The 22,682-nt window shown below is 52.5% G+C and carries 21 protein-coding genes; 12 read left to right on the forward strand and 9 right to left on the reverse strand.

The annotated features are described in order from the left end of the window. Positions 1 to 440: 440 nt before the first annotated feature. The 4 genes from ABYV26_RS04480 to hgcB all read left to right on the forward strand — a co-directional run bounded on the left by ABYV26_RS04480 (position 441) and on the right by hgcB (position 2,798). Positions 441 to 653, forward strand: coding sequence for a hypothetical protein (locus tag ABYV26_RS04480; protein ID WP_372678558.1), 213 nt, complete (start codon positions 441 to 443; stop codon positions 651 to 653). A 281-nt stretch (positions 654 to 934) separates the two neighbouring features. Next, a complete protein-coding gene (locus ABYV26_RS04485; protein WP_372678561.1) occupies positions 935 to 1,225 on the forward strand; it encodes an ArsR/SmtB family transcription factor in 291 nt (96 codons plus the stop codon). 41 nt (positions 1,226 to 1,266) lie between these two features. Continuing rightward, positions 1,267 to 2,475: a mercury methylation corrinoid protein HgcA gene (hgcA, locus tag ABYV26_RS04490; protein WP_372678598.1), complete on the forward strand. Its 1,209-nt coding sequence runs from the start codon at positions 1,267 to 1,269 to the stop codon at positions 2,473 to 2,475. A 29-nt stretch (positions 2,476 to 2,504) separates the two neighbouring features. Next, positions 2,505 to 2,798: a mercury methylation ferredoxin HgcB gene (gene hgcB, locus ABYV26_RS04495; protein WP_372678562.1), complete on the forward strand. Its 294-nt coding sequence runs from the start codon at positions 2,505 to 2,507 to the stop codon at positions 2,796 to 2,798. 186 nt (positions 2,799 to 2,984) lie between these two features. On the opposite strand, the gene ABYV26_RS04500 is transcribed toward hgcB, so the two are convergent. Beyond that, positions 2,985 to 3,563 carry an HDIG domain-containing metalloprotein gene (locus tag ABYV26_RS04500; RefSeq protein WP_372678564.1) on the reverse strand — a complete coding sequence of 193 codons (579 nt, stop codon included), beginning with the start codon at positions 3,561 to 3,563 and terminating at the stop codon, positions 2,985 to 2,987. A gap of 115 nt (positions 3,564 to 3,678) precedes the next feature. Here ABYV26_RS04500 and ABYV26_RS04505 point away from each other — a divergent pair, with 115 nt between their 5' ends. The 3 genes from ABYV26_RS04505 (at position 3,679) to ABYV26_RS04515 (ending at position 6,624) form a co-directional block, all read left to right on the forward strand. Further along, positions 3,679 to 5,184 carry a hypothetical protein gene (locus tag ABYV26_RS04505; RefSeq protein ID WP_372678566.1) on the forward strand — a complete coding sequence of 502 codons (1,506 nt, stop codon included), beginning with the start codon at positions 3,679 to 3,681 and terminating at the stop codon, positions 5,182 to 5,184. Positions 5,185 to 5,387: 203 nt separating this feature from the next. After that, complete coding sequence (surE, locus tag ABYV26_RS04510; RefSeq protein WP_372678569.1) at positions 5,388 to 6,071, forward strand: 5'/3'-nucleotidase SurE; 684 nt, start codon at positions 5,388 to 5,390, stop codon at positions 6,069 to 6,071. A gap of 4 nt (positions 6,072 to 6,075) precedes the next feature. Further along, positions 6,076 to 6,624, forward strand: coding sequence for an NUDIX hydrolase (locus ABYV26_RS04515; protein WP_372678570.1), 549 nt, complete (start codon positions 6,076 to 6,078; stop codon positions 6,622 to 6,624). Between the two features lie 9 nt (positions 6,625 to 6,633). On the opposite strand, the gene ABYV26_RS04520 is transcribed toward ABYV26_RS04515, so the two are convergent. Further along, complete coding sequence (locus ABYV26_RS04520; RefSeq protein WP_372678572.1) at positions 6,634 to 6,864, reverse strand: hypothetical protein; 231 nt, start codon at positions 6,862 to 6,864, stop codon at positions 6,634 to 6,636. A gap of 348 nt (positions 6,865 to 7,212) precedes the next feature. Between ABYV26_RS04520 and ABYV26_RS04525 the strand changes: the two genes are divergently transcribed. Beyond that, complete coding sequence (locus ABYV26_RS04525) at positions 7,213 to 8,298, forward strand: alkene reductase (RefSeq protein ID WP_372678574.1); 1,086 nt, start codon at positions 7,213 to 7,215, stop codon at positions 8,296 to 8,298. Positions 8,299 to 8,440: 142 nt separating this feature from the next. Here ABYV26_RS04525 and ABYV26_RS04530 read toward each other — a convergent pair whose 3' ends face one another. From ABYV26_RS04530 to ABYV26_RS04540, 3 genes are all read right to left on the reverse strand, one after another. After that, positions 8,441 to 8,824 (reverse strand): group 1 truncated hemoglobin, encoded by a 384-nt coding sequence (locus ABYV26_RS04530; protein ID WP_372678576.1) that lies wholly within the window; start codon positions 8,822 to 8,824, stop codon positions 8,441 to 8,443. A 112-nt stretch (positions 8,825 to 8,936) separates the two neighbouring features. Further along, on the reverse strand, positions 8,937 to 9,278 hold the full coding sequence (locus ABYV26_RS04535) for an antibiotic biosynthesis monooxygenase (RefSeq protein ID WP_372678578.1): 342 nt from the start codon (positions 9,276 to 9,278) through the stop codon (positions 8,937 to 8,939). Positions 9,279 to 9,679: 401 nt separating this feature from the next. Beyond that, positions 9,680 to 10,633 carry a ribonuclease H-like domain-containing protein gene (locus ABYV26_RS04540; RefSeq protein WP_372678580.1) on the reverse strand — a complete coding sequence of 318 codons (954 nt, stop codon included), beginning with the start codon at positions 10,631 to 10,633 and terminating at the stop codon, positions 9,680 to 9,682. 195 nt (positions 10,634 to 10,828) lie between these two features. Here ABYV26_RS04540 and ABYV26_RS04545 point away from each other — a divergent pair, with 195 nt between their 5' ends. Beyond that, positions 10,829 to 11,683 (forward strand): hypothetical protein, encoded by an 855-nt coding sequence (locus tag ABYV26_RS04545; protein WP_372678582.1) that lies wholly within the window; start codon positions 10,829 to 10,831, stop codon positions 11,681 to 11,683. A 23-nt stretch (positions 11,684 to 11,706) separates the two neighbouring features. Here ABYV26_RS04545 and ABYV26_RS04550 read toward each other — a convergent pair whose 3' ends face one another. Continuing rightward, a complete protein-coding gene (locus ABYV26_RS04550) occupies positions 11,707 to 11,961 on the reverse strand; it encodes a tetratricopeptide repeat protein (RefSeq protein ID WP_372678584.1) in 255 nt (84 codons plus the stop codon). Then, complete coding sequence (locus ABYV26_RS04555) at positions 11,942 to 12,229, reverse strand: tetratricopeptide repeat protein (RefSeq protein ID WP_372678586.1); 288 nt, start codon at positions 12,227 to 12,229, stop codon at positions 11,942 to 11,944. The genes ABYV26_RS04550 and ABYV26_RS04555 overlap by 20 nt, the downstream gene beginning before the upstream one ends. 476 nt (positions 12,230 to 12,705) lie before the next feature. Here ABYV26_RS04555 and ABYV26_RS04560 point away from each other — a divergent pair, with 476 nt between their 5' ends. Beyond that, positions 12,706 to 13,638, forward strand: a complete 933-nt coding sequence (locus ABYV26_RS04560) for a glutaminase (RefSeq protein WP_372678588.1) — start codon at positions 12,706 to 12,708, stop codon at positions 13,636 to 13,638. On the opposite strand, the gene ABYV26_RS04565 is transcribed toward ABYV26_RS04560, so the two are convergent. Then, on the reverse strand, positions 13,635 to 14,930 hold the full coding sequence (locus ABYV26_RS04565; protein ID WP_372678590.1) for a fibronectin type III domain-containing protein: 1,296 nt from the start codon (positions 14,928 to 14,930) through the stop codon (positions 13,635 to 13,637). The two genes, ABYV26_RS04560 and ABYV26_RS04565, sit on opposite strands and share 4 nt — an antisense overlap. A gap of 1,600 nt (positions 14,931 to 16,530) precedes the next feature. Here ABYV26_RS04565 and ABYV26_RS04570 point away from each other — a divergent pair. Next, on the forward strand, positions 16,531 to 17,919 hold the full coding sequence (locus ABYV26_RS04570; RefSeq protein ID WP_372678592.1) for an FAD-binding oxidoreductase: 1,389 nt from the start codon (positions 16,531 to 16,533) through the stop codon (positions 17,917 to 17,919). 201 nt (positions 17,920 to 18,120) lie between these two features. Here the strand turns inward: ABYV26_RS04570 and ABYV26_RS04575 are convergent, their stop codons facing one another. Then, positions 18,121 to 21,939, reverse strand: coding sequence for an adenylate/guanylate cyclase domain-containing protein (locus ABYV26_RS04575; protein ID WP_372678594.1), 3,819 nt, complete (start codon positions 21,937 to 21,939; stop codon positions 18,121 to 18,123). Positions 21,940 to 22,165: 226 nt separating this feature from the next. Between ABYV26_RS04575 and ABYV26_RS04580 the strand changes: the two genes are divergently transcribed. Further along, on the forward strand, positions 22,166 to 22,552 hold the full coding sequence (locus ABYV26_RS04580) for a cupin domain-containing protein (RefSeq protein ID WP_372678596.1): 387 nt from the start codon (positions 22,166 to 22,168) through the stop codon (positions 22,550 to 22,552). Positions 22,553 to 22,682 lie beyond the last annotated feature (130 nt).

A 22,682-nucleotide genomic window follows, 5' to 3' on the forward strand; every position in this document is an offset into this window, starting at 1 on the left:
GTATACGGCTCCGTGGCCGGCCCAGAGGCCAAATGCCTGTTTGTCTTCTGTCCCGAGGATATCGATTTGGCATCCAAGATTTTTACCAAGGGTAAAACAAAAAAATAAAATATCTTGCAATAACCGCTTCGATGAACCGCGATAGCGAGCGAAGTGGAAGTCGCTTTTTTATCCTTCCGGTGCTGCGCAGCACTGCCGTTACAGGCAGAACATTCCCCTCGGCTTGTCGGAGCGAAGCAGAGACCCCGCCAAACGGGGCCGCGGGGAGGGTTCAATCGGTGTTAAGAAGCGCTATCATTCAAGCATCCCACCCTGCCCACCGATAGGTTTTGCCTGCCAATAGCCATCCACAACCCAACCATTGATATTTCCGCGATCGTTGTAATTATTACACTGTATACACTAACCAAAACAGAAAGCACCCGTATTGGAGGTCTGATATGAACAAACAAGATTGTGTGAGTGAAAAGTGGTCGAGCCGGACCATCGGGCTGATCATTCTGCCCCTGGCCCTGGCCTTGGGTTTTTTAGGTTTTCTGATCCTACCGGTGGTGGGACTTTTCTTTGCCCTTCCGCTATTCATTCTTTCCTTTGTCTTCATCGCGGCACCGGAAAGCAAGGTGTGCCGTCTGATCCTGCGCAAAGAGAACTAAGGTTGGTCACACATGGAGCCGGGTGTGACACTGACTGCCCCTTCAGTCACGCCCGGCCTGCTAAACTGATTTCCCTCCGGTAATGGTTTCTGATTGATGCGATTACCAACAGCCTCCCAAGATACCTGGCCATGGCCTCCAACGATCGGGTAGGTGGTCGAAACTACGATTTTCAGCTACCCATAGCAGCGATGTGAAATCGATTGACAGGTGATTGGCTATCTTATATCGTCGTTTTACGATTAATGTGCATCTCCCTTGTTAGCAGAGCGAAGTCACCCATGAATCAACGTGCTGAAGCGAATCTTGACGCCACCGCCTTTGCTGGAATTTGCAAAGCCCTGGGGCACCCGGCCAGGATTCGGATTATTGAGCACCTTAAGGCCATCGACCGGTGCATCTGTGGCGAGATCGTCCAGATTCTGCCGCTGGCCCAGTCCACCGTAAGCCAGCATTTGAAAGTGCTCAAGGCCGCCGGACTTGTCAAAGGGAAGGTCGAGGGCCCGCGAACCTGCTACTGCCTGGACAGGGAGATACTGGAACGCTTCAAGAGAACCGCCGGTTCGATATGACAGGCTGCGGAATATCCGCGATCTGCCGCACGAGGTAAATGATGACATCATGTTGCCCGGATGGAAAAGTCGCTGTTACCCCAACCCCTTGCAGCTGCCCCGAGACACCTACCGCAGGCCTGAAACCGGATTTTCCGATGGCTGGCGAGTATTCATCGCCCTGCTGCGGCGGTCAGCCGTCCCAACCGTTCAGCCCCCACGAAAAACCCGGCTACCGCCTATGGGGGTTCGTGGCGGATTTTATACAGACGCCGGCAGGGGCGGTTCCGCGGGTGCTCAGCCGGTTGGACCGCCATGACCGCATCGGAACCGTTCTTGCCCGCCTGGGCATTGGCCGGGACAGGTATAGCATCGCTCCAGGCCTTTACGGCGTCGGTTCGCCCGACGACGGGTCGCCGGTGATGGTGACGGCCAACTACAAGCTCACCTTTGACAGCCTGCGTGGTTCGCTCGCCGGCATCGACGCCTGGATTTTGGTGCTGGATACGCGAAGCATCAATGTCTGGTGTGCGGCCGGCAAGGGGACCTTCTCTACTGGGGAGGTGGCCGAGCGGGTCAACGCCGTGGCCCTGGAAAAAGTCGTCACCCACCGGCGCCTGATACTGCCTCAGCTTTCAGCCACCGGCGTTTCCGCTCGCCAGGTGAAGCGCCTTTGCGGCTTCGAGGTGATCTGGGGGCCGGTGCACGCCAGGCACATCAAGGCATTTTTGGACGGGGGCATGCAGGCCACCCCGGCCATGCGCAAGGTCACCTTCACCCTTCGGGAGCGGGTGGAATTGATTCCGGTGGAACTCAATCACATGGGCAAGCCGACCCTCTACCTGCTGCCGGCGCTGTTTCTGCTGTCCGGTCTGGGTTCGGACATTTTTTCGATCAGTGCCGCCACATCGCGGGGTGTGTCTGCCATGCTTGCATATATTCTGGCCGTGGTGGGCGGCGCCGTTCTGGCGCCGATCTTTCTGCCCTGGTTGCCGGGAAGGGCCTTTGCCCTCAAAGGCGCCGGGATCGGCGCCGCGGCCGGTGCCGTCCTGTCGGCCATCTTAGCCGGCCAGTTGGCCCGATCCGAAATGATGGCCCTGACGCTCCTCATCATGGCCGTCAGTTCTTATCTGGCCATGAATTTTACCGGCTCGACGCCTTTTACTTCCCCCACCGGTGTGGAAAAGGAGATGCGCAGAGCCATCCCGGCCCAGGCGGTCGGCGCTCTGGCTGCGATCATCTTATGGGTTGGGGCCGGATTCATGAAATAGTGCCAATCGTCAATAACAGGAAAAAGACAATGGATAAATTCAGATACCTGCCCGACGTGACCACCCTCGAATACGAGGAGGATTTATGTGTGGGCTGCGGGTCCTGCGAAATGGTCTGCCCCCACGGCGTATTTGCCATGAATGGCAAAAAGGTGCTGATGGTGGATAAAGATGGCTGCATGGAATGCGGTGCCTGTGCCCTGAACTGCCCCACGGCCGCCATCCGGGTCACGCCGGGGGTGGGTTGTGCGGCCTACATCATCTCCGGTTGGATTCACGGCAAGGAGAATGCGAGTTGCGGGGGGGAGGGCGGATGCTGTTGAATTCAAAATTCATCATTCGAAATTAACAATTGATGAACCCGTAAAAAGTCGAGATGTCCTCTTTTTTGTCATCCCCGCGAAGGCGGGGATCTATAAGTTTCAGATAGTTATGGACTCCCGCCTTCGCGGGAGTGACACCGCTTGTGACTTTTTACGGAACCATCAACAATTGGTTCGCAGACACCTTTACGCGTCTCCCTTCAGGCCGATGGCATCGGAAACCTCCCGCATGCCCATGATGGTGTCGGTGATCAGATCGCCCAGTTCCACGCCCAGCATGTCGGCCCCTTTTTGAATGATCGACCGGTCCACACCGGCGGCAAAGCGTTTATCCTTCCATTTTTTTTTCACCGACTTGGCCTTCATATCCATGACACTCCTGGTTGGCCGAACCAGCGCTGAGGTGGCCACCAGGCCGGTCAGTTCATCGATGGCAAAGAGAACTTTTTCCATATTGGTTGTCGGTTTAACATCGCTGCAAATGCCCCAGCCGTGGCTGACCACGGCGCGGATCAGATCATCGGGCCAATTATTTTCCCTGAGGATGGCTTCGGTCTTTTTGCAGTGCTGGTCGGGAAACTGCTCGTAATCCAGGTCGTGGATCAGGCCCACGACACCCCAAACCTCTTCATTTTCGCCATATTTTCTGGCCATGTAGCGCATGACGCCCTCTACGGCGAAGGCGTGCTTGATGAGGCTTTCACTCTGGTTGTATGTTTTGAGCAGGACCAGGGCGTCTTCCCTGGTGGGCGTTGGGTGGTTCATGGCGATCTCCTGAAAATATTTCGCGTTGTCGGCCAAGGCTGCTTGTCTTATACTCAATAAGGATTCGATTTATCATATGCACGGGCAGGCAACAAGCCCTTTGGGTGGAGAACCGATGAACCGCAAACGACCCCAAGATAAACTGCACCACCTGACATCAGCCATTCAGACACTCAACACCCGTTGGGCCAGACGGGCGTTGTCTCTGTGGCAGGGTCTTCCGCCCGATGGCTCTCCAGAGCAGATTTACGCTGGATTTGAAGCGGTCCTGACGCCGGAAATCATCGCCGGCGTGGCGGTCACCCGGGACGATCCGACCCGGGCGCGCATCCGTCATGGATTGATCGATCACTACCTCCAGCGCAAGCTGATGCCACACGAAACAGAAATGCAGACCTGGAGCCGCGGTGCGGCTGCCCATGTCGACGGCGAAAAGATTTACTTCGCCGAAGTCATTCCCTGGTGTCAGAAGTCGAGCACCCTGCTCAAGCGCCAGCGGCTGCAGCAGGAAACCGGGCCACTTTGCAAACTGCTCAAACCCTTTGCCGTCAACTACTGGAACATCCTGCTGGAAACCCTGACCAATGAATTAGGTTTTGACGGTTACCTCGATTACTGCAGCCAGAAAAAGGCGATCGATTACCCTCGGCTGTACCGGGAGATGAAAACCCTGATCGAGCAGACGGACGATTTTTATTTTGCTGCCATGGAAGCCTGGAGCCGCCGGCGCTTCAACAGTCCGCTGAAAACGCTATCCCGCTTCGACGCCATCTATCTGCTCAGTCTCGCCCAATGGGACGAGTTGTGTCCGGTGAACAACCCCGAAAGCACCTTAAGCTTTTTCAGCCGTTGGGGGCTCGATCCGGCCCATCATCCGGGTCTTTTCCTGAAAATAAAACCGGCGGCAGGCCAAAGTGCGCAGGCCATATCCGTTATGGTCAGGATACCCCAGGAGGTCCACCTTCTCATGCGGCCCGAAGGCGGCTGGATCGATGTGGAGACCCTCTGGCACGAGTTGGGGCACGGGCTGTCGGCGGTTACCACCGATCCGTCCCTGCCGGCTGTGGATCGTGAACTGGCCACGGCTTTCAACCTCTCCGAGGTTTACGCTTTTCTGCTGCAGCGAATGGCGCTGTGCCGGCCGGTCCTTGAATCGGTGATGGGGCTGCCCGAGGAAACCGTTGCCACGATCGTCTACTATAAAGACCTGAAGGATCTTTCCGTTTTCCGCCGGTACGCCGCCAAGTTCATCAGCGAGTTCGAGATGTTTGCCGGCGGCGACCTGTCCGACGGCCGACCCTATGCCGATACCATGGCCCGGGTCACCGGCTTCTACCACCAGCCTGAAAGCCATCTGTTTGATCTGGTGCCCGAATTATACTGTGCGGATTATCTGCTGGGATGGATGGGCGAGGCGGTGCTGGCCGACCACCTCCGACACCGCCTGGGCAGCCGCTGGTGCCTGCGCGTCGAAACCGGAGCGGTGCTTAAACGGCTGTGGCGCCAGGGAAACAGCAGGGAGATCTTCTCTTTCTTCGAAAACAACGGCCTGGGGAAATTGACCTCCGCAGCGTTGCTGAATCGCTGGGAGCGCCTGGCCGACAGCCCCTGCCCGGATTGATTGTTTCCGGGCGACCACACTGCATACCGAAGTATTCGGGATCGTGCCGCCCAACATTCACCCGTTCAAGCCGGTGGGGAAGGCATCCTGCGTGCCTGCGCCCGATATGGCTGACGTCGAACGGGTGGGGGTTGCATTCTGCCTGCGGGCTGGTATGATCCTGCCGTTGTTTTTACCCATCCAACCCCTTGGCGGAGTTACAATTGAAAATTGTCGTCACCAATGATGATGGCTTTGATCAGCCAGGACTTGCCGCGCTGGTTGAATCGGTAAAGGCGCTGGCAAATGTATCGGTCGTTGCGCCGGCGACCCCCCAGTCCAACGTAGGCCATCGGGTGACCATGAGAAAGCCGATCCGCGTGGACCGGCCGGACAGCCACACGCATGTGGTTCATGCCACACCGGCCGACTGCACCCGTCTGGCCGTCAAGCAGTTGGTGCCCGATGTCGACTGGGTCATCGCCGGCATCAATCCGGGGGCCAATCTGGGCAGCGATGTTTACCAGTCGGGGACCGTCGCGGCCGCCCGGGAAGCCGCCATTCTGGGTGTTCGCGCCATGGCCGTGTCCCAATACATCGCGCCTGACTGGACCGTCGACTGGCCGGCTGCACAGGTGCAGGTTTCCCGGGTGCTTGCGGCCATTTTAGAAAAAAAACTAGCGCCGGGGCAGTTCTGGAACATCAATCTGCCCAGTCCCATCACCGCCAGATCGGCGCTCGCCACCCAACTCTGCCCGTTGGACAAGCACCCTCATCGCTATCGATACATAGAAGATGCGGGGGTTTATCGTTACCAGGGAATCATTCACGACCGTCCCCGATCGATCGGCAGCGATGTGGACGTCTGCTTCGGCGGGATGATATCCGTCACCCTGATGGAGATTTGACCGGATGAAATTCTGCTCCCAGTGCGGCCGACCGGTTACGCTTACGGTTCCTGTCAATGATGACCGGCCGCGGCACGTCTGCCCCTCCTGTGGTGCGATCCATTACCAGAACCCCAAGCTTGTGGTGGGCTGTATTCCCGTCTGGGAGGGTCGTATCCTGATGTGCCGCAGGGACATCGAGCCGCGCAGGGGGTACTGGACCCTGCCTGCCGGTTTTCTGGAAAACGGTGAAACCGCTGCAGCCGGCGCCCGGCGGGAGACCCTCGAGGAGACGGGTGCAACGGTGGTGGATTTGACTCCCTACCTGATGGTCGATATCGTTCACATTCACCAGATTTATTTGATGTTCTGCTCACGCCTCCTGGCGGCGAACTTTCATCCCACCCACGAAAGCTCGGAGGTGAGGTTGTTTAAGGAAGAAGAGATCCCTTGGAATGAAATCGCCTTCAAGGTGGTTGAAAAAACGCTGCGCTGCTATTTCAAGGACCGGGTCTCGGGCCGCTTTGCCTTCCGCAGCGACAAGATCGAGACCCGGGGTTCGATCGGAAACTAAAATAAGCCGTTACAGAAATTGGCCGAACTCGATGCTCATGCCAACGCACTGCCTGTCGAGCATGCATGCAGAGGCATCCGCATCCTCCAGGAAATGCCTTATCTTTTCTCCCTTCAGTTCAAAGTCCACTGCCCAGGCATTGTTTTTTTGATCCCAATTAATTATCAGATTGCGATCGCACGATCCAAGTTCTGGATAGATTCCCATTATTTTTTTACATAATTCAGTTTTATTAACCATGGCTTACCTCCAATACCTTGTCCAACCCTATGACGCGTCAGGGATCCAGTGCAAATTTCACCTGATGCTGCCAGGGTACGGGGTGCTTTAGTGTCAGAATCCGGCAAGATAATTGACACAGGCAACAGGAATCGAACGAACGCTCAGCAGACGCTTCCCGGATTGATGTGGAAACGGATGGTAGACACGTTTCCTACTCACCAAAAAATAAGGGCAATCACGAATGAATCAAGGCCGTCCCTTGTTGCACGGAACGCTGCAAAACCGGTGAGGCGGTTGGTTGGCCGGGTTGACATTTAGATGACCGGTCATAATTTGACTGATTGAAAAAATGAAAGGAAACCAAGCATGACGAATCCACTGTTTTCCCCGTACACCCTGGGCGCGCTGAACCTGCCCAACCGCATGGTTATGGCACCCATGACGCGCAACCGGAATGATGAAAACGGCGTGCCCAAACCGATCGCGGTCACCCATTACACCCAGCGCGCAACGGCCGGGCTGTTGATTACCGAGGCCACCCAGGTTTCGGACAAGGCCACTGGATATGTATTTACCCCAGGCCTCTACACCGATGATCAGGCTCGGGGCTGGCAGGCGGTCACTGATGCGGTTCACGCCAAAGGCGGCCGCATTTTCAGCCAGATCTGGCACACCGGCCGAGTATCGCATCCATCCCTGCAACCAGGTGGTGGTGACCCCATCGCACCGTCGGCCGTCAAGGCGGAGACCATGGTGTTCACGCCCAATGGCTTCGAACCGCCCACCATGCCCCGGTCGCTGACCACCGATGAGATCCCGGCTATCGTAGCGCAGTTTGCCCACGCGGCAAGGCTGGCCAAAAGCGCCGGTTTCGATGGCGTGGAGGTCCATGGCGCCAACGGCTATCTCATCGAGCAGTTTCTGAAGGACGGGTCCAATCGTCGGAAGGACGCCTACGGCGGAGACATCCCCAATCGGATGCGGTTTGCCCTGGAGGTGGTCACCGCTGTGGTCGAGGTGTGGGGGCCGGGCAGGGTCGGATTTCGCATTTCCCCGCGGGGGGTCTTCAACGACATGCACGACTCGGACCCCTTGGCCCTGTACAGCCAACTGGTGGCGGCGCTGAACGACATTCCCCTGGCCTACCTGCACCTCATCGAACCGCTGCCCGGCCATCCCACGTTTAAGAGCCAGGAGGGCGTTGAACCTGTGGCCGCCGAACTTCGCAAGATCTATAAGGGAACCATGATGATCAACGGTGGTTGCGGCAGGGACACTGCTGAAAAGGCTATCGCCGAAAATGCGGCGGACCTGGTGGCCTTCGGGGTTCCCTACCTGGCTAATCCGGACCTGGTGGAACGCTATCGCCGCAACGCCCCGCTCAATGAACCGGATCAGAACACCTTTTACGGCGGCGATGAAAAGGGATACAATGACTACCCGTTTCTTTGATCTCACATGTTTTCACTAAAAAGGATCATCCAAAAATAGGAACGCTTGGACTATTCCTTGTACAGGATTGAACCCTCCCCGCGGCTTGCCGCGGGAAGGGTTCTCCGCCCGGACCTCGGCCCATACGAAATTGGATCGATCGTTACCCCATTGATCCCGCAGTCCCGGTGATCTCGTCTGCATAAGTATTGATTCGGCTGATAATGTCTTGCACATCTTGATCATTTATATTTATCTTTTCAAGCGCTTGAATTAGGTGGCCTACGTAAAGCGCAAAATGATGTTTGGTGATACCTCTTCCATGGTGGACATAGCCAAGCGGTTTACCCGTATAGGTGATCGGACCATCCAGTGCTGCACTGAAGAATTCACGCTGCATACGTCGGATTTTTTCCATAGACGCGTTCTTAAAAAACGGTTTTAGCTCTGGATCAGCAACGACACGATCATAGAATTTATGGATAAGCTCAGTGATAGCCTGATCGCCACCGATTCGTTCAAACAGTGTTTGTTGTTTGCTGATCATTTTTAACCTCCCGGTAATATATTAATTTTATTAAAAATCGGAGACTTGCTGTTGGATCAGTAGAATCGAAGAAGGCTTAGGTGCGTTTTTCAGAAAATCAGGCAAACTGCGATCAGTTGCGTCCAGCTTGTCTCTTGGGCGCTTTTTCAACGAGTGGTTGTGGTGTCATTGATGAATAAATACGATATTCTGATTTTTTTCCGGTTAAGGATTCAATTTTCTGGTCAATCATCGCCCTTGTTTGATTTTGGGCCCATCTATTCCAGTCTTCAATCGTTTCCCATTTGCTGATAACGATGCATTCTCCGGGATGTTCTATGTCACACCAGGTTTCCCCTGAAATATAGCCAGGCTGATACATGGCGCTGGCTCTCATTTGTAAAATAAGAGGGACTAATTCTTTCGCTTGCCGGCCCTGTTTGACATCTCTTTTGATGACGACTTGAATTGCCATTCCTTGCTCCTAAATCTATCCTACGGCTTTTTGATATTTATTTACGAATCAGATTATTGCCGTACTCCTCCCAATCTATAGAATAGGCATGGAATGATGTTGTGCAAATTTCAACGGACGGTCGTCGGCGAATGACAGCTGGACGGACCACAAAGGTCGATGACCATATTGATTCCGAATTTCCAATCAATGAACCGGGTAAGCCGCCAACCAGGAACTTGTGGCGGTCACCCTCATGCTGTAGGAAGTTGCTGAAAATTAGAGTTAATCAGTTGGAACAGCCGTGAATTGTCCTGCGTGGTATAAACGACATGAGGCCGTCCATCAGGCACCCTACTCGGCATGCCCGAATTTGGCGTCCGGCGGGCTGCCGATTCGAATGCCCGGGGAGCGGCGTTTTTTTACCACTGAGGCTGCAAGGAGCGGATGAAGGCAACCTCATTGCGATAGCGCGCAATGGTGCGCCGGTGGGCGGGAATCGGGTTTGCGGGTGTTGGTGGTACGGACAGCTGAATTCTGCGATTAAAGGGGGTCCGGCGAACGTTCAGGTTGAAGGCGGTGACCATCAACGACTCCAGATTGATGGCATCCTGCAGGTTGTAGGCGAGAAGGGTTTCCAGGGCCTGCTGGTCATGGTTTCGCAGATAGGCCTTCCAGAGCACCACCGCGAACAGCCCGTCGATGTCTTCGAGATCACCGCGGTGCATTCCCAACTGCGCCTCGCAACGCTTGAGCCCGCCCTTTAACCCCAAGCCGCCCAGCACGTATCGCAGGTCGATATGGGCATGGTTCAGTCTTATGCCTAAATACCGCTCGATCACCGGGACGTCGAAGCACTTGCCGTTGTAAGTCACCAGAAGCTTGTAGCGGCGGATGTCGTCGATGAAGTCGTCCAGATTTTTTCCATTCACGTAGGTGACCATCCTCGACCCGTCGTACACGGCGATGGTGGAGATCGTGCAGTCCGCCTCCAGCCCGGTGGTTTCGATATCCAGGTAGGCGGTCTGGCCACGGAATTCGCTGAACAGCCGCCACTGCTGGCTGGCGGGCAACCGTCGGGCGAAAAAATCCGGGTTCCGGCGATCCAGCTGGTGTCTGGATTCGGTCAGCATATCGGCAATGGCCGCCCGTTTGGATGCCGACAACTTAAGGGATACATCGTCGAAAAAGGCATCCCAATCATCCACACCAGCGGCCCACAAGCCCTGTTCCGTTTTCGGTCCGATACCCGGGATATGCAAAAAAGTCTGTCGAAGCATGTAACGGTTCTTATCTGATTTGACCCACAATTGAAAGGGTGTGGCCATAGGGCTGAGAATTGCCGGAACCCCGTGGAAATAAAATGGTGACTGCATGTGTGGCGACCTTTTTTTTCTTTCCGGCGCCAGTATTGGTCGGGCTGGGCAGCTCTATGAAGGTAAACCGTCAAATCCGGGTTTACATCGCGCGTCAATTCTGAGAAAACCATACAGATTCAACCGCACTAGTAAAATATAGAATCACTTGACGGAAAATTATATCATTATCATCCTGGATCATGGTGGAGAGTCATGCGTGGGATTGCATTTTTGGCCTTGGCCGCAATCTTTTCCAGTGGGGTGGCCATGACCATGAAGGTTGCCAATGCCAAGGGCTTCAAACTGGGTCAATTCCTGGCTGTCAACTATCTGGTGTGCCTGCTTGGTCTTTTGGCCTGGGGTGCCTGGCAGCCTCCGGACCTGGATTCGCCATTTGTTTGGTTACTGGGCATCTTCGTGGGCTTCATGTACGTGCTGTCTCTCTGGCTATTCGACCGTGCCATCGCCTCTGCGGGTCTGGCGCTTTCCACCACCCTGATGCGCCTGTCCGCCGCACTTCCCACACTGGGCTCCCTCATGCTTTTTTCCGAACAGGCCAGTAAATATCAAATTTGGGGGCTCATTTTGGCCTTTTGCTGCCTGCCTCTGGCCAGTAAGGAGCCATTGCATTTCGGAAAGGCCGGAAAGGCGGCGTGGAAGGGAACGATCTGGGGGCTGCTGCTCTTTGCCGTCTACGGGATGACCGACTTCATGTTTAAGGTGCAGGCTGAGCTTGCGCCTTTAGCCGACCCTAACGGCTTTATGATGGTAATCTTCGGCTCCGCCTTGATTCTTACCGGATCCCAGCTCCTTAAAGGACCCCCGCCCGGCAGGCCTTGCCTTTTCTGGGGCGTTGTCTTGGGGGCGACGAACATCCTGGCCACTTATTTCTGGATCCGCGCCCTGGCTCATCTGCCGGGCTCAGTGGCCTTTCCCACACTGGGGTTGGGGGTGATCACGCTCACCACCCTGGCCAGCCTGCTGGTTTGGCGCGAACGGCTGCGCCTGGTTAACTACGCATTTCTAACCTTGGCGGGGGTGGCAGTTTGCCTGATCAACCTGAGTTAGTGCCTGCCGGCCGCAACCCCTGGTCAGGATTTGGATTTCTGTTCTTGAATGAAGGCCTCCAACTCAGCCGCCTCATCCGAACCCAAGACTTTCAGGACCTGTAGATGTTTTTCGGCCAGATCGAATTTGGACATTTCGGCATAGGCCTCGCCGATGTATTCGTGGGCCTCGGCCAAATCCGGTTTCAAATCGATAGCCCGTTTATATGTGCGTATCGCCCGGTCCAACTGTCCCTGCTTGCGGTAACAGAATCCTAAATTACTGTAAGCTTTTGCCATAACCGTCATCGGCCTTGACGGCTTTTTCATACTGACGAGCTGCTTTTTCGTATTGGCCTTGTTTCTGATAGGATTCGCCCTTCTCGAAACGGACGTTGGCCCTCTGGCGTTTGTCATATGAGGTATCGGTTTTTGATACCGAACTCGAGGAGCTTCCGGCGGCTATTGCCGACGTGCTAAGAAACAGTAAAGCAGCGGCAACTATCGTTAGCGTCAATAAAATAATAACAAGCAATGGGTTAGACACGGATATGGCTTTTGTTTGCATAATGACCCCTATACTTTTTATTCGCTGTGAAGGGCGAATGTATGTGCATTGAAGATAAGATCCATAGGGTATTTCGTCCAAGAACGGCAATCAGCCTAATGATATCAAAATAAGCATGATTTTCCAGATTCAAGCCCGTAAAATGGTAGACAGCCCGTTGGCCCGGTTGTTTTGCCCCCGTTCGCTGGCTAATCCCGATTAGCAGGCTGTTAAAAAACGTCATGAGCGCAGGCAAGACGGGGCAACATTTGGTGAAAGAGCGGAGTGGTGTGGGTTAAATAAGCATTTGAGCCAAATTTTAACGTTGCATTGCCAAGCGCAACAGTTTTTCAACATCCTATATAAGCTACGGGAATTACCCTTGCCATCGCGTGTTAATTGTGATGGAAGGCTATTCAGTATCGATGCTCTGCTTGCGGCAATGAGGATGCTCCGATGCGTAAATCCAAGGCATGGCCCAAATAATGGTGGACAACATGATATCGGAACCGTTTATCGACTATCAAAAACTGTTTTTGGAAATGGCTGAAGAATTGCGGGAAATGGATGACATCGGTACCATTGCCTCGTATATCCCGGAATTACGAAATGTCGATCCCAATAAATTCGGCATTCATCTCACCACCATAGATAACCAGAACTACTGTTTAGGCGATTCCAACGATAAATTTTCCATCCAGAGCATCTCAAAAGTATTGTCCCTGGCATTGGCCTTTGAACTAGAAGCGGACAAATTGTGGGACAGGGTAGGCGTTGAACCGTCGGGAACCCCTTTTAACTCCTTGGTTCAATTGGAATATGAAAAAGGTATCCCCCGAAACCCCTTGATCAATGCCGGTGCCCTGGTCATTTGTGATGTGCTTGTCAGCCGCCTGAAAAATACCAAGCAGGCCTTTATTGAGTTCGCGCGAAGGGTCTCTGGAAATAAGAATATTGATTACTGCCCACGGGTTGCCGAGTCAGAAAAAAAGACGGGTTTTAAAAACGCGGCCCTGATTAATTTAATGAAGTCATTTGGCAATATTAAAAATGATATCGAGGTCGTTTTGGACTTTTATTTCAACCTGTGCTCCATTGAAATGACCTGCAAAGAATTAGCCCAGGAATTTTTGTTTCTTGCCTCGAACGGTGTCAATCCATTGACCAACGTCAGGGTCGTTGATGCCAGCAAATCAAAGCGCATTAATGCAATTATGCAGCTTTGTGGCTTTTACGATGAGGCCGGAGAGTTCTCCTTCAAGGTGGGGCTGCCGGGAAAAAGCGGCGTCGGTGGTGGCATACTGGCGATTCACCCCGGGAAGTTCAGTATCGCCGTCTGGGGTCCGAAGCTGAACAGCAAAGGGAACTCCTACAAAGGAATGAGAATTCTCGAATTTTTAACGACAAGAACCCAGTCATCCATCTTTTAGTAAAGCGCGGATATAAAGCAATGCCCGCCTCTGCCGCCCCCGGTGGCGGTCGGTGAAGTACTGACCGCCGGGGCGGAGAGCCCCGACGGGTCGATGATGATTCCGTTTGCCACGCCATCGGCATCCCCATAACCACCGTCTTTGACCTCAACAGTCACCGAATGGCGGTCTGCGGATATTGCCGCGTGATGGGAATAATCCTGCCACCCATTGACCGCATCGTACTTGATCCACGTGGCGCCGGCAGGCGCCGGGTCGGAGAGGTTTATCGTCACCAGCACCCGCTGGCCGGGTTGGTGAAGCCTCAGCTTGTAGGCCAGCATGGCTGACGGCAGGCGGTCCGGCGTCGTCTCGTCGATTTCCAGATCGATCGGGTCGATCAACGCCATCTGCTCGATTTCTGCGACGACCGATTCGGATGCCACGACCAGCTCCGTGGGCTCGCAGGTGGCGGTTGGTGAGGATAAGGAGCGCATCGTATGGGCCTGGGTCACAACGCCTTCCTGATCGTCGCTGATGCCGTTGCCCCCCAGATCGTCATTTGCGGCCTGGGTGGTGAAATGTGCCCAGGCCGGCCACGCGGACACGCGTCCACCGGCGTCGAAAAAACGGGCCCGCCAGCCGTAGGCGCCGTCGCCGTTGAGCAGCAGCAGCGGCACGCGCAACAGGTTGAGCCAGCGATCGGTCACCACGTCCAGCAGGATATCTCCCGTAAGGCTGTCCGCAACCTGCCACTGGGTGGCGATATGGGCATCCCCGTCGGCGTCTGAAATAACGCCGGCATCCAGCAGCGGGTTGCACTCCACCCGGGCATCGGATTCCGGGAACAGTAGCTCCGGAGGCTGCGGCGCCGCTCCCATGCCCGGATCATCAGGCCCCAGGCCGGCGCGGAATTCATCGCGGTTGCTGATGCCGTCCTGATCGAGGTCACCGTCGCCGTCATCGACCCGGGGATTCAGGCCGAAGCGGGCTTCCCAGTTGTCGGGTATGCCGTCGCCGTCATTGTCCAGTACGGGCGGAATATAGTGGGCTTCGGCGGAGTCGGCACTCTCCATACCGCCATCATAAGCCCGGACGATGAAGTAGTATTCGGTCTGACCTTGGAGATTGTCGAGGGTACAGGTGGCGGCAGCGCCTTCCCACTCGGGTCGGGTGTAATCGTAGGCCTGATCGATCTTTCGGGCGAACACCCGGTAACCTTGGGGAGAAGGAACATTGGGATCCCAGCGCAGGATCACACGGGCCGCTGTCACTGCCGGGGCTGTCATGAGGATGATGAGCGGAACGAACATGAAGCTTTGGCAGATCCTTTGACAAAGTGTTGGTTTTACATTCATGATCAAAGTCGTTCTCCTGGATTCATTGCATAAGGAACAAATCTAGTCCCACCTTCGGCAGTTGAGGTGCCGTGCTAAAGCATTTGATTTGCCAGGCAAGCGGTAATTTTATCGATCGGCTTGCAGACCCTCTATTTTTTTAGAAAAAATCGAATAAAAAAAATGAGGTCGAAGTGGTCAGGCAGTGGCGGCGGATCTGGTCGGCGGAAACTGATGCAATCGGCGTTTACTAACCGTACTCTGGATCAGAATTACACGGCGAAAGGCGGAGCCGGGTGCAGGTCAGCGGGTGATTCAGGATTCGACAAAAGACGCGGCGAGGGCTTTTAATCGCTGCATTTCTTCCGGGAAGGGGATCGGTTCATTCAGGCGGTTGAATGCTGGGTCAAGGTATGCGGCACGGCGTGTGTTGACGTGCATGCCAGGAAAATATCGCTGTTAAAGGACGTTGCCAGAAGTCAGGCGTGAGCAATTGGACATTGCAGCACGCGCTAGAGAACGTATTTGGAAATACGCCGAAGGCCCATGTTATTTCATGCCGGTTCAACTGGGTTCGAAAAAACGATCAAGTGGTGACTACATGTTGCAACGTTTGTATCGCATGCAATTGAGTTGGGTTGTCGTGCATTGAGAGAAATCCACGACGGCCGTAACTGTCTAATCATGGGTTTTCAAAACTCTAATTGCCGACGATCGAACCCAGGTTAAAGCAAACGGCACGTACCGGCATGAAACGTTGAGTTGTATGCCGTTGGAAAAACCTTCACCGGCCAAAGTTTCATCGAATCTGTCTTAGACAGTCCAAACATGCAATTTCAGGCAGGCGAATGCGGGCATGGTAAACGACAAGGTATTGTATGGGTTAAATTCCTAATTTATTCCAGCGAGATAGCAGCAAACACCGGTTATACAAACGGTGGTATTTGATCTGGGAATCGCAGCAATGACTATCCAACGGAAAAGGGCAAGGATTGTATCCGGCGATCCCAGCCTATCAGAACATTCCAAAAAATTTGTCATCGTCGATTAACGTTTGGGGACTTGGGGTAGCTTGCATCAATAGGATGAATGGTTAACTTTTAACTTTCGAATTAGGCTTTACGGTTATCTATAAAACTCAAGCCGGTCTTTTTTTGGTGCCATTCCCGCGAAAGCGGGAATCCAGCCCCCCACGAACCGTCCTGGATCCCGGATCTTCGCTACGCTACGTCCGGAATGACAAACTGGTTTGCCTGGTAGTAATTGTGACCTTGAGCTTTCTGGAGAACCGCATTGGGCTTTAACCCCACTAAAAGCGGAGTCTTTGCAATCTCAGAGTGACGCTGCAATTGAAATCTGTTTAAAATTTATGGGTATTTGATCGTTGTCAATGCCAATTTGAGATCAAACCGTCCGTACCTATCATGTAACCAGCTTTTTCTTTAACGTGCCTGGCTGTGGTGGTTTCCTCGCTTATTTGGTTTCAAATGTGATTACTATCGGTGTGCTAATCATCAATTTAGATCCAGACACATCAAAAACATTATGTCATTGATATAAAATAAGGAGAACTACCATGGGTACCATTTCAGATACAGTAATCGACACATTCAAGAAACAGCTTAGAGGAAACATTCTGCTTCCCGATGACCCAGATTATGAAGAGGCACGCAGGATTTGGAATGCCATGATTGACCGGCGGCCCGCCGGGATAGTTCAATGCGCAGGCGTTGGCGATGTCATGCTTTCCGTGAGGGTGGCCCGTGACAACGATCTGTTGGTATCGGTCCGTGGCGGCGGACACAACATCGCCGGAACTGCGATACGCGACGATAGCTTAATGATTGACCTGTCTGGAATGAAATCGGTGCATATCAACCCTGACAGCCGGCGTGCCTATGTGGAACCCGGTGCTAGCCTTGGGGATTTCGATCACGAAGCACAGGCGTTCGGTCTGGCTACATCACTGGGGATCAATTCAACCACCGGTGTTGCCGGGTTAACCCTTGGTGGGGGTTTTGGCTGGTTAACACGCAAATACGGTTTGACAGTCGACAATCTTGTCTCGGTCGAAATCATTACTGCAGATGCAAAACGGATCCGGGCCAGCGCGGACGAGAACCCTGACTTGTTCTGGGCAATTCGCGGGGGCGGGGGCAATTTCGGCATCGTAACCCTGTTTGAATTTCAGCTTCATCCGGTAGGCCCGGAAATACTGGCTGGATTTATCGTCTACCCGCTTGAGCAAGCTGAAACAGTGCTCACTGAATATCGGCGTTTCGTGGATAACCTCCATGAAGACCTTAACGTCTGGGTTGTCCTTAGACAAGCGCCACCCATGCCCTTTTTGCCGGAGGACGTTCATGGTAAAGGCGTCGTTGTGCTGGCGTTATTCTTTGACGGCGATCCAGTGCAAGGAATGTCGATCATCAAACCTTTACTTAGGTTTGGCCAACCCTACGGTGATCACATCGGACCGATGCCGTACTCTGCTTGGCAGAAAGCCTTTGATCCTCTGTTGGCCCCAGGATCCAGAAATTATTGGAAATCACATAACTTTTCCGAACTCAGTGATGCTGCTATCGCCACTGCCATCGAGTACGCTGGTAAACTTCCCTCTGCTCAGTGCGAAACCTTCATAGGCCTTCTTGGCGGGCAGGCCAGCCTCGTAGCACCGGATGCCACAGCTTACTACGCTCGAGACACAAAATTTGTGATGAACATGCATGCCCGCTGGGAATCAGCCGAGGAAGACGAAGCATGCATCTCCTGGGCTCGGGAGTTTTTTGCCAGGGTCGAACCATATGCCACTGGTAGCGTATACGTAAACTTCATGACCGAGGAAGAGGTGGAACGCATCCCTTCAGCCTATGGTGTCAATCAAAATAAACTTGAACAGATCAAACGTAAGTACGACCCGGATAACTTTTTTAGGGTGAATCAGAACATCAAACCGGCCGCTTAGCCGGTTCTTTTAAGTCTGATCCTTATTTTAAGGAGAAGATCATGCAGGATAGATGAATTTTCGATGGGATCTTATTAAAATGTGGAGGTGTGAAAACCGTGCATGATTGCCGAAAGTGCACGGTTTTTCAATCTTTGATTCCAATTGAGGCTTGCATTTAGACTTCCGCATGAACATATGCGTTTGATAACCCGAAAAGGATCAACGTCGGCTTTGGTGGGTATTTCCATTTTTATCTTTTTGCATTTCATCAATGAGACCTCTGGCATTCATCAAGTCATACGTATCAAATCCTTCGGTGAACTGGTTGTAGACATCCGCCAGCGACCCACTTTCTTCACCGCGCATACCTTGTTGTTTGCATAGCCGATGAAAACTGGTGGCCGCTCGAAGCTCCAACATCAACGAGCCCTGATGGCGAGCGATATTGAGGGCGTTAACAAAACTATCCTTTGCCCGAGTTACATTCGGTTGTGATTGTTGAAGTAGTAAGTTCCCATTCAACCGATAGAGTTCCGCTTTCCACCAAAATTCCTCAAGCCTATTAGCTTCTTCAAAAGCATCTGAAATAATTTGCAGCCCCTTTTCTGGCCTTCCGTCCTTAGCATAAACCGTTGCTAAAAGACCCATATAATACGGCGTCGATCTCTTAGCCCCTGTATCACGCAGAATTTCCAGGCCCTGCTTAATTTCGTTGATCCCGTCCTCGCAATTCCCCAGTTCAGCAATCGCCCAGCCCTTAATAATCATCGCCCAACCCAGGTAGTAAGAAAACTTATGCTCCTTACAAATACTTATCGCGGCTTCAGCCCGTTGCTGAGCCGGTTCGGCCTCTCTTCGAAATTGATGAAAAATGGCCGTGTAGTCCAAGGCGAGCGCCAAGCTAAAAGGGTGTGCAAATTCCTCGGCAAGTTTGACCGCCTCGCGACTTTTGGTAAGTGCCTGTTCAGGAAAACCGATGTGCCATAAGGGATGGGATGACCAAACCATGCAAAAGACACCAAGATCAGCTGCGAATAGAGATGTATGGGAACGATGCTGGTTGGGATCATATAAAGCGGCACCCTTTTCCAGGTGCTCTCTTGCGGGGACGAACTTCGCCAGACAATATAAGGCGCCTCCCATGGTAAGGTGGGATTCTATTCCATAGATTACATCTTGTGAATCGTTAGCCAGTTCAAGAAGCTCTGTTCCCACCTCATATGCATTTTTATGATTTGCACGTACTAGATAAAAACCCCACAGACCCCATAGCGTCTGAAAGAGCTGAGTTGTTTTCCCCATTTTTCGACACAACGACCGTGCAAGTGAGTATATACGTTCAACTTCATGTGCTGCATAACCTTCGATTGCAATAAGCGCTGGTCCCATTGCAAGCAGCAGATCGAGTTCTTTTTCCGCACGCTCGGCAGTTTCCGGGAGCGCCGAAAGGGAATTGAGAGCCTTTTTCAGATGGGCGATTGCCTCAATATTAGCCGATCGATACCGTGCCCTGTCACCGGCCTGATGCCAGAATTGTATGGCTTTTTCAGGACAGTCTGCTTCCGAGTAATGGTGAGCGATAATCTCCGGTTCTGTTTGGGCGAGTAATGTAAATTGTTTTTCTATTAATTCGGCGGCTGCCTGGTGATACTTCCGTCGTGTTTTTCGCAATAGGGATCGGTAGGCCGCTTCCTGGACCAAGGCATGTTTAAAAATATAGGTTGCCCGCGGCGGTCGTCCCCGCTGATATAGCAGTTCGTTTTCTATAAGTCGGTTCAAACCTTCCAGTAATTTGGACTCTTCCATCGATGCAAGGGCCTGCAGCATCTCAAAAGGGAATTCCCTACCGAGTATGGCACCGATCTGAGCGACCTCCCTTGCAATCGGGACGCGATCGAGCCGCGCCATTAAGGAATCATGCAAAGTGGTTGGTATAGCAACCTTGGACAACGGTCCAGTAAGCACATAACGGCCTGCCTTTTTCTGGAGCAGCTTGGACTCAAGCATCGTTTTGGTCAACTCTTCGACGTACAAAGGTACGCCATCCGTTTTGGTGACGATATGCTCAACAACCTCTGGAGGGAGTTCCACCCCCTTGGTCAAATGCCCAATCAGGGCTTCTACCTGTTTTTTCTCCAAGCGGTTAATGATAATTGGCGTAATGTGAGAACGATGGGGCCATGGGGGGTTTAAATCCGGGCGGGAAGTCAAAACATGCAGCATTTTAACCGTTGGTGCCTGGTTTACGAACAACTCCAACAGCTCCAGTGTTGAAGCATCCGCCCAGTGCAGATCTTCCCATACAACCAGCATGGGCTGTTGTTCGGACTCTTCTTGAAGCCAGGCCACCAGTAAATCTTGTGTTTGTTGACGTTGACGTTGTGGGCTTATGCTGGCCACTCGGTACCGGCTTTTTGGCACATCGACAGACAATAGCTCTGCAAGAAGCGGCATTGCCTCTTGCATGGGAAGGCCGGATTTTTGGATGACTCGCTCCATTTTGCCGACCTTAATATCCGTTGTGTCGTCACGCGTGAACCCAAACACATGTTCGATATGCGAGATTATCGGATAAAATGCACTATTGCGATGATACTTAGAGCAGCGAAACGTTACACGTGCCGAGACCTGTTCAGCCAATTGGGCGTATAAACCTTCAACCAAAGTAGACTTGCCGATGCCCGCCTCTCCAGCGATAAAAACAACTTGACCGGCCCCCTCCTTGCTTTGTTTCCAGCGGCGCTTCAGCAATCCAATTTCCTCGTCGCGGCCCACCAACAATGGGGCTTCACCGGAACGGTGCTTATCTTTTATTCCATATCTTTCGATGGCACCCTTAACCCGAAAGACCTTGACTGGCTCAGTGATACCCTTGAGAGTCTGAAAACCTAAATCCTCCAGGTCGAACGTTTCCTTGATAAGCCTGGCCGTCGTGTTGCTGACCACCACGGCATTGAGGGCCGCGATTCCTTGTATGCGTGCCGCAATGTTGACGGTTTCCCCTGTAGCGATCAGATCACATCGATCTTGACTGCACATTTCACCGACGACAACCTGACCCGTATGAATGCCAATTCGAACATCCAAACGGATCCCTTTTCCCGCCTCAAGTTCTGCATTGAGAGATTTGGAGATAGCGTCAATGATACCGAGGCCAGAGTAAACGGCCCGTTGGGTATCATCCTCATGAGCTTGCGGCCAGCCAAAATACACCAACAGCCCATCACCCAAATACTGAGCGATGTAGCTTTCAAAGCGCTGGACAACATTTGCCGCAGTTGCTTGATAGGCTCGGATGATCTCTCTCAGATCTTCTGGATCCAGTTGACCAGAGAGTTTGGTCGATTCTGCAATATCGCAGAACATCACCGTAATATTCCTTCTTTCAGATAGTTGAGGGATCGTTAGCGGTGAACCGGGAATAGCGATAGTGCCGTTTGGTCCATCATTCGCATTTGAATCAGGGACGATAATAGGCGGGTCATTGGCTTTTAACCTATTTTTTCCCATGTGATTAATGAAAGCTAGGTTTGATCCCAACGAGTTTCCGGATCCGTGAACATCACCTATCCAAACCAGACCTTCATTCTGTTCCTCACGGACTACTTTCTTAAAAATAAGTTCTTTACAAAGGATTTTCAGCAATTCATCGTCGATGCCGAATATGAATTTCAACGCTGAGTAGGTAACGCGTTTTTCCCTCTGAAGGACCATCATTACTATCGGGAGCAACGCGCGGAGACGCGCCGTCTCTATTATTTTTTTGTTATCTTCTGAATCTGACAATTTTGATTCGGAGATCCAGACCAACCCACGGCCATCGTCCTCCACGGACTGAGGGAACGTGTAAATGATAGCCTTTTTAAGGTCGTTTAAATAATTGTCATCGACTGAGAATTGCCGCTTGATTGCAGTGTAAGCGATCCGTTTATCCTGCTCGAGCCATTTTACAGTCTTTCTGAGCACGTCCTGGAATGCCACGGCTTCCTCGCCTTCGATAGTTTTTGGATTCAGACCCTCTATTCTGAATTCATCCAACGTAAGATCAGAAAACTAATGTTGGAATCAGCACATCAGAGACTGTTGCTGAAAAGATTGTATTTAAAGTTTGAAATAATTAATTAAAGTAATACATTGTAGTACGCATAACAACGGCTATCTTTCATAATATCGTCCAGTATCAAGAAATTAGGCTCGTATCGTATAAAATCCCATTTGAATAAGGGATGTAATTTCCAACACCAAAAAAAAGAAGGAGTATAACATGCACATTCGAACCAGCGATGTTCCGATAAAGGTAAATGCACCGGGTGCTGTGGCTCGCCAAAAAACGGATTTCGGCGACGCAACGGGATACGGAAAAATTGGCGCCGAACACTTCAAAATGGATGCGGGTACTGATATCGCTCCACTGCTCCAGGGCCTTGAAAACGACCTTTGTCAGGCACCACACTGGGGCTATCTCATAAAAGGGAATCTAACGGTCACCTACATTAATGGAGAGAAGGAGGATACACATGCCGGGGATATGTTCTATTGGCCACCGGGTCATACTGTGAAAGTCAACCAGGATGCTGAATTCGTTTTGTTCAGCCCGCAACATGAACATACCATCGTTTTGGATCATATCAACAGCAAGCTTGGCGCCTGAATTTTTTTCTCCGAGTAGGTTGATCGCCAACCTGATACATAAAAGGCTTTAAGGTCACAATTTGTCAGTCCCGCGAGCACGTATTCGTAGGGCTGGCATTTTCATTGTTGGTATTGAAGATAGATGGCTA

This window comes from Desulfosarcina sp. (assembly GCF_041551955.1).
Lineage (GTDB): Bacteria > Desulfobacterota > Desulfobacteria > Desulfobacterales > Desulfosarcinaceae > Desulfosarcina.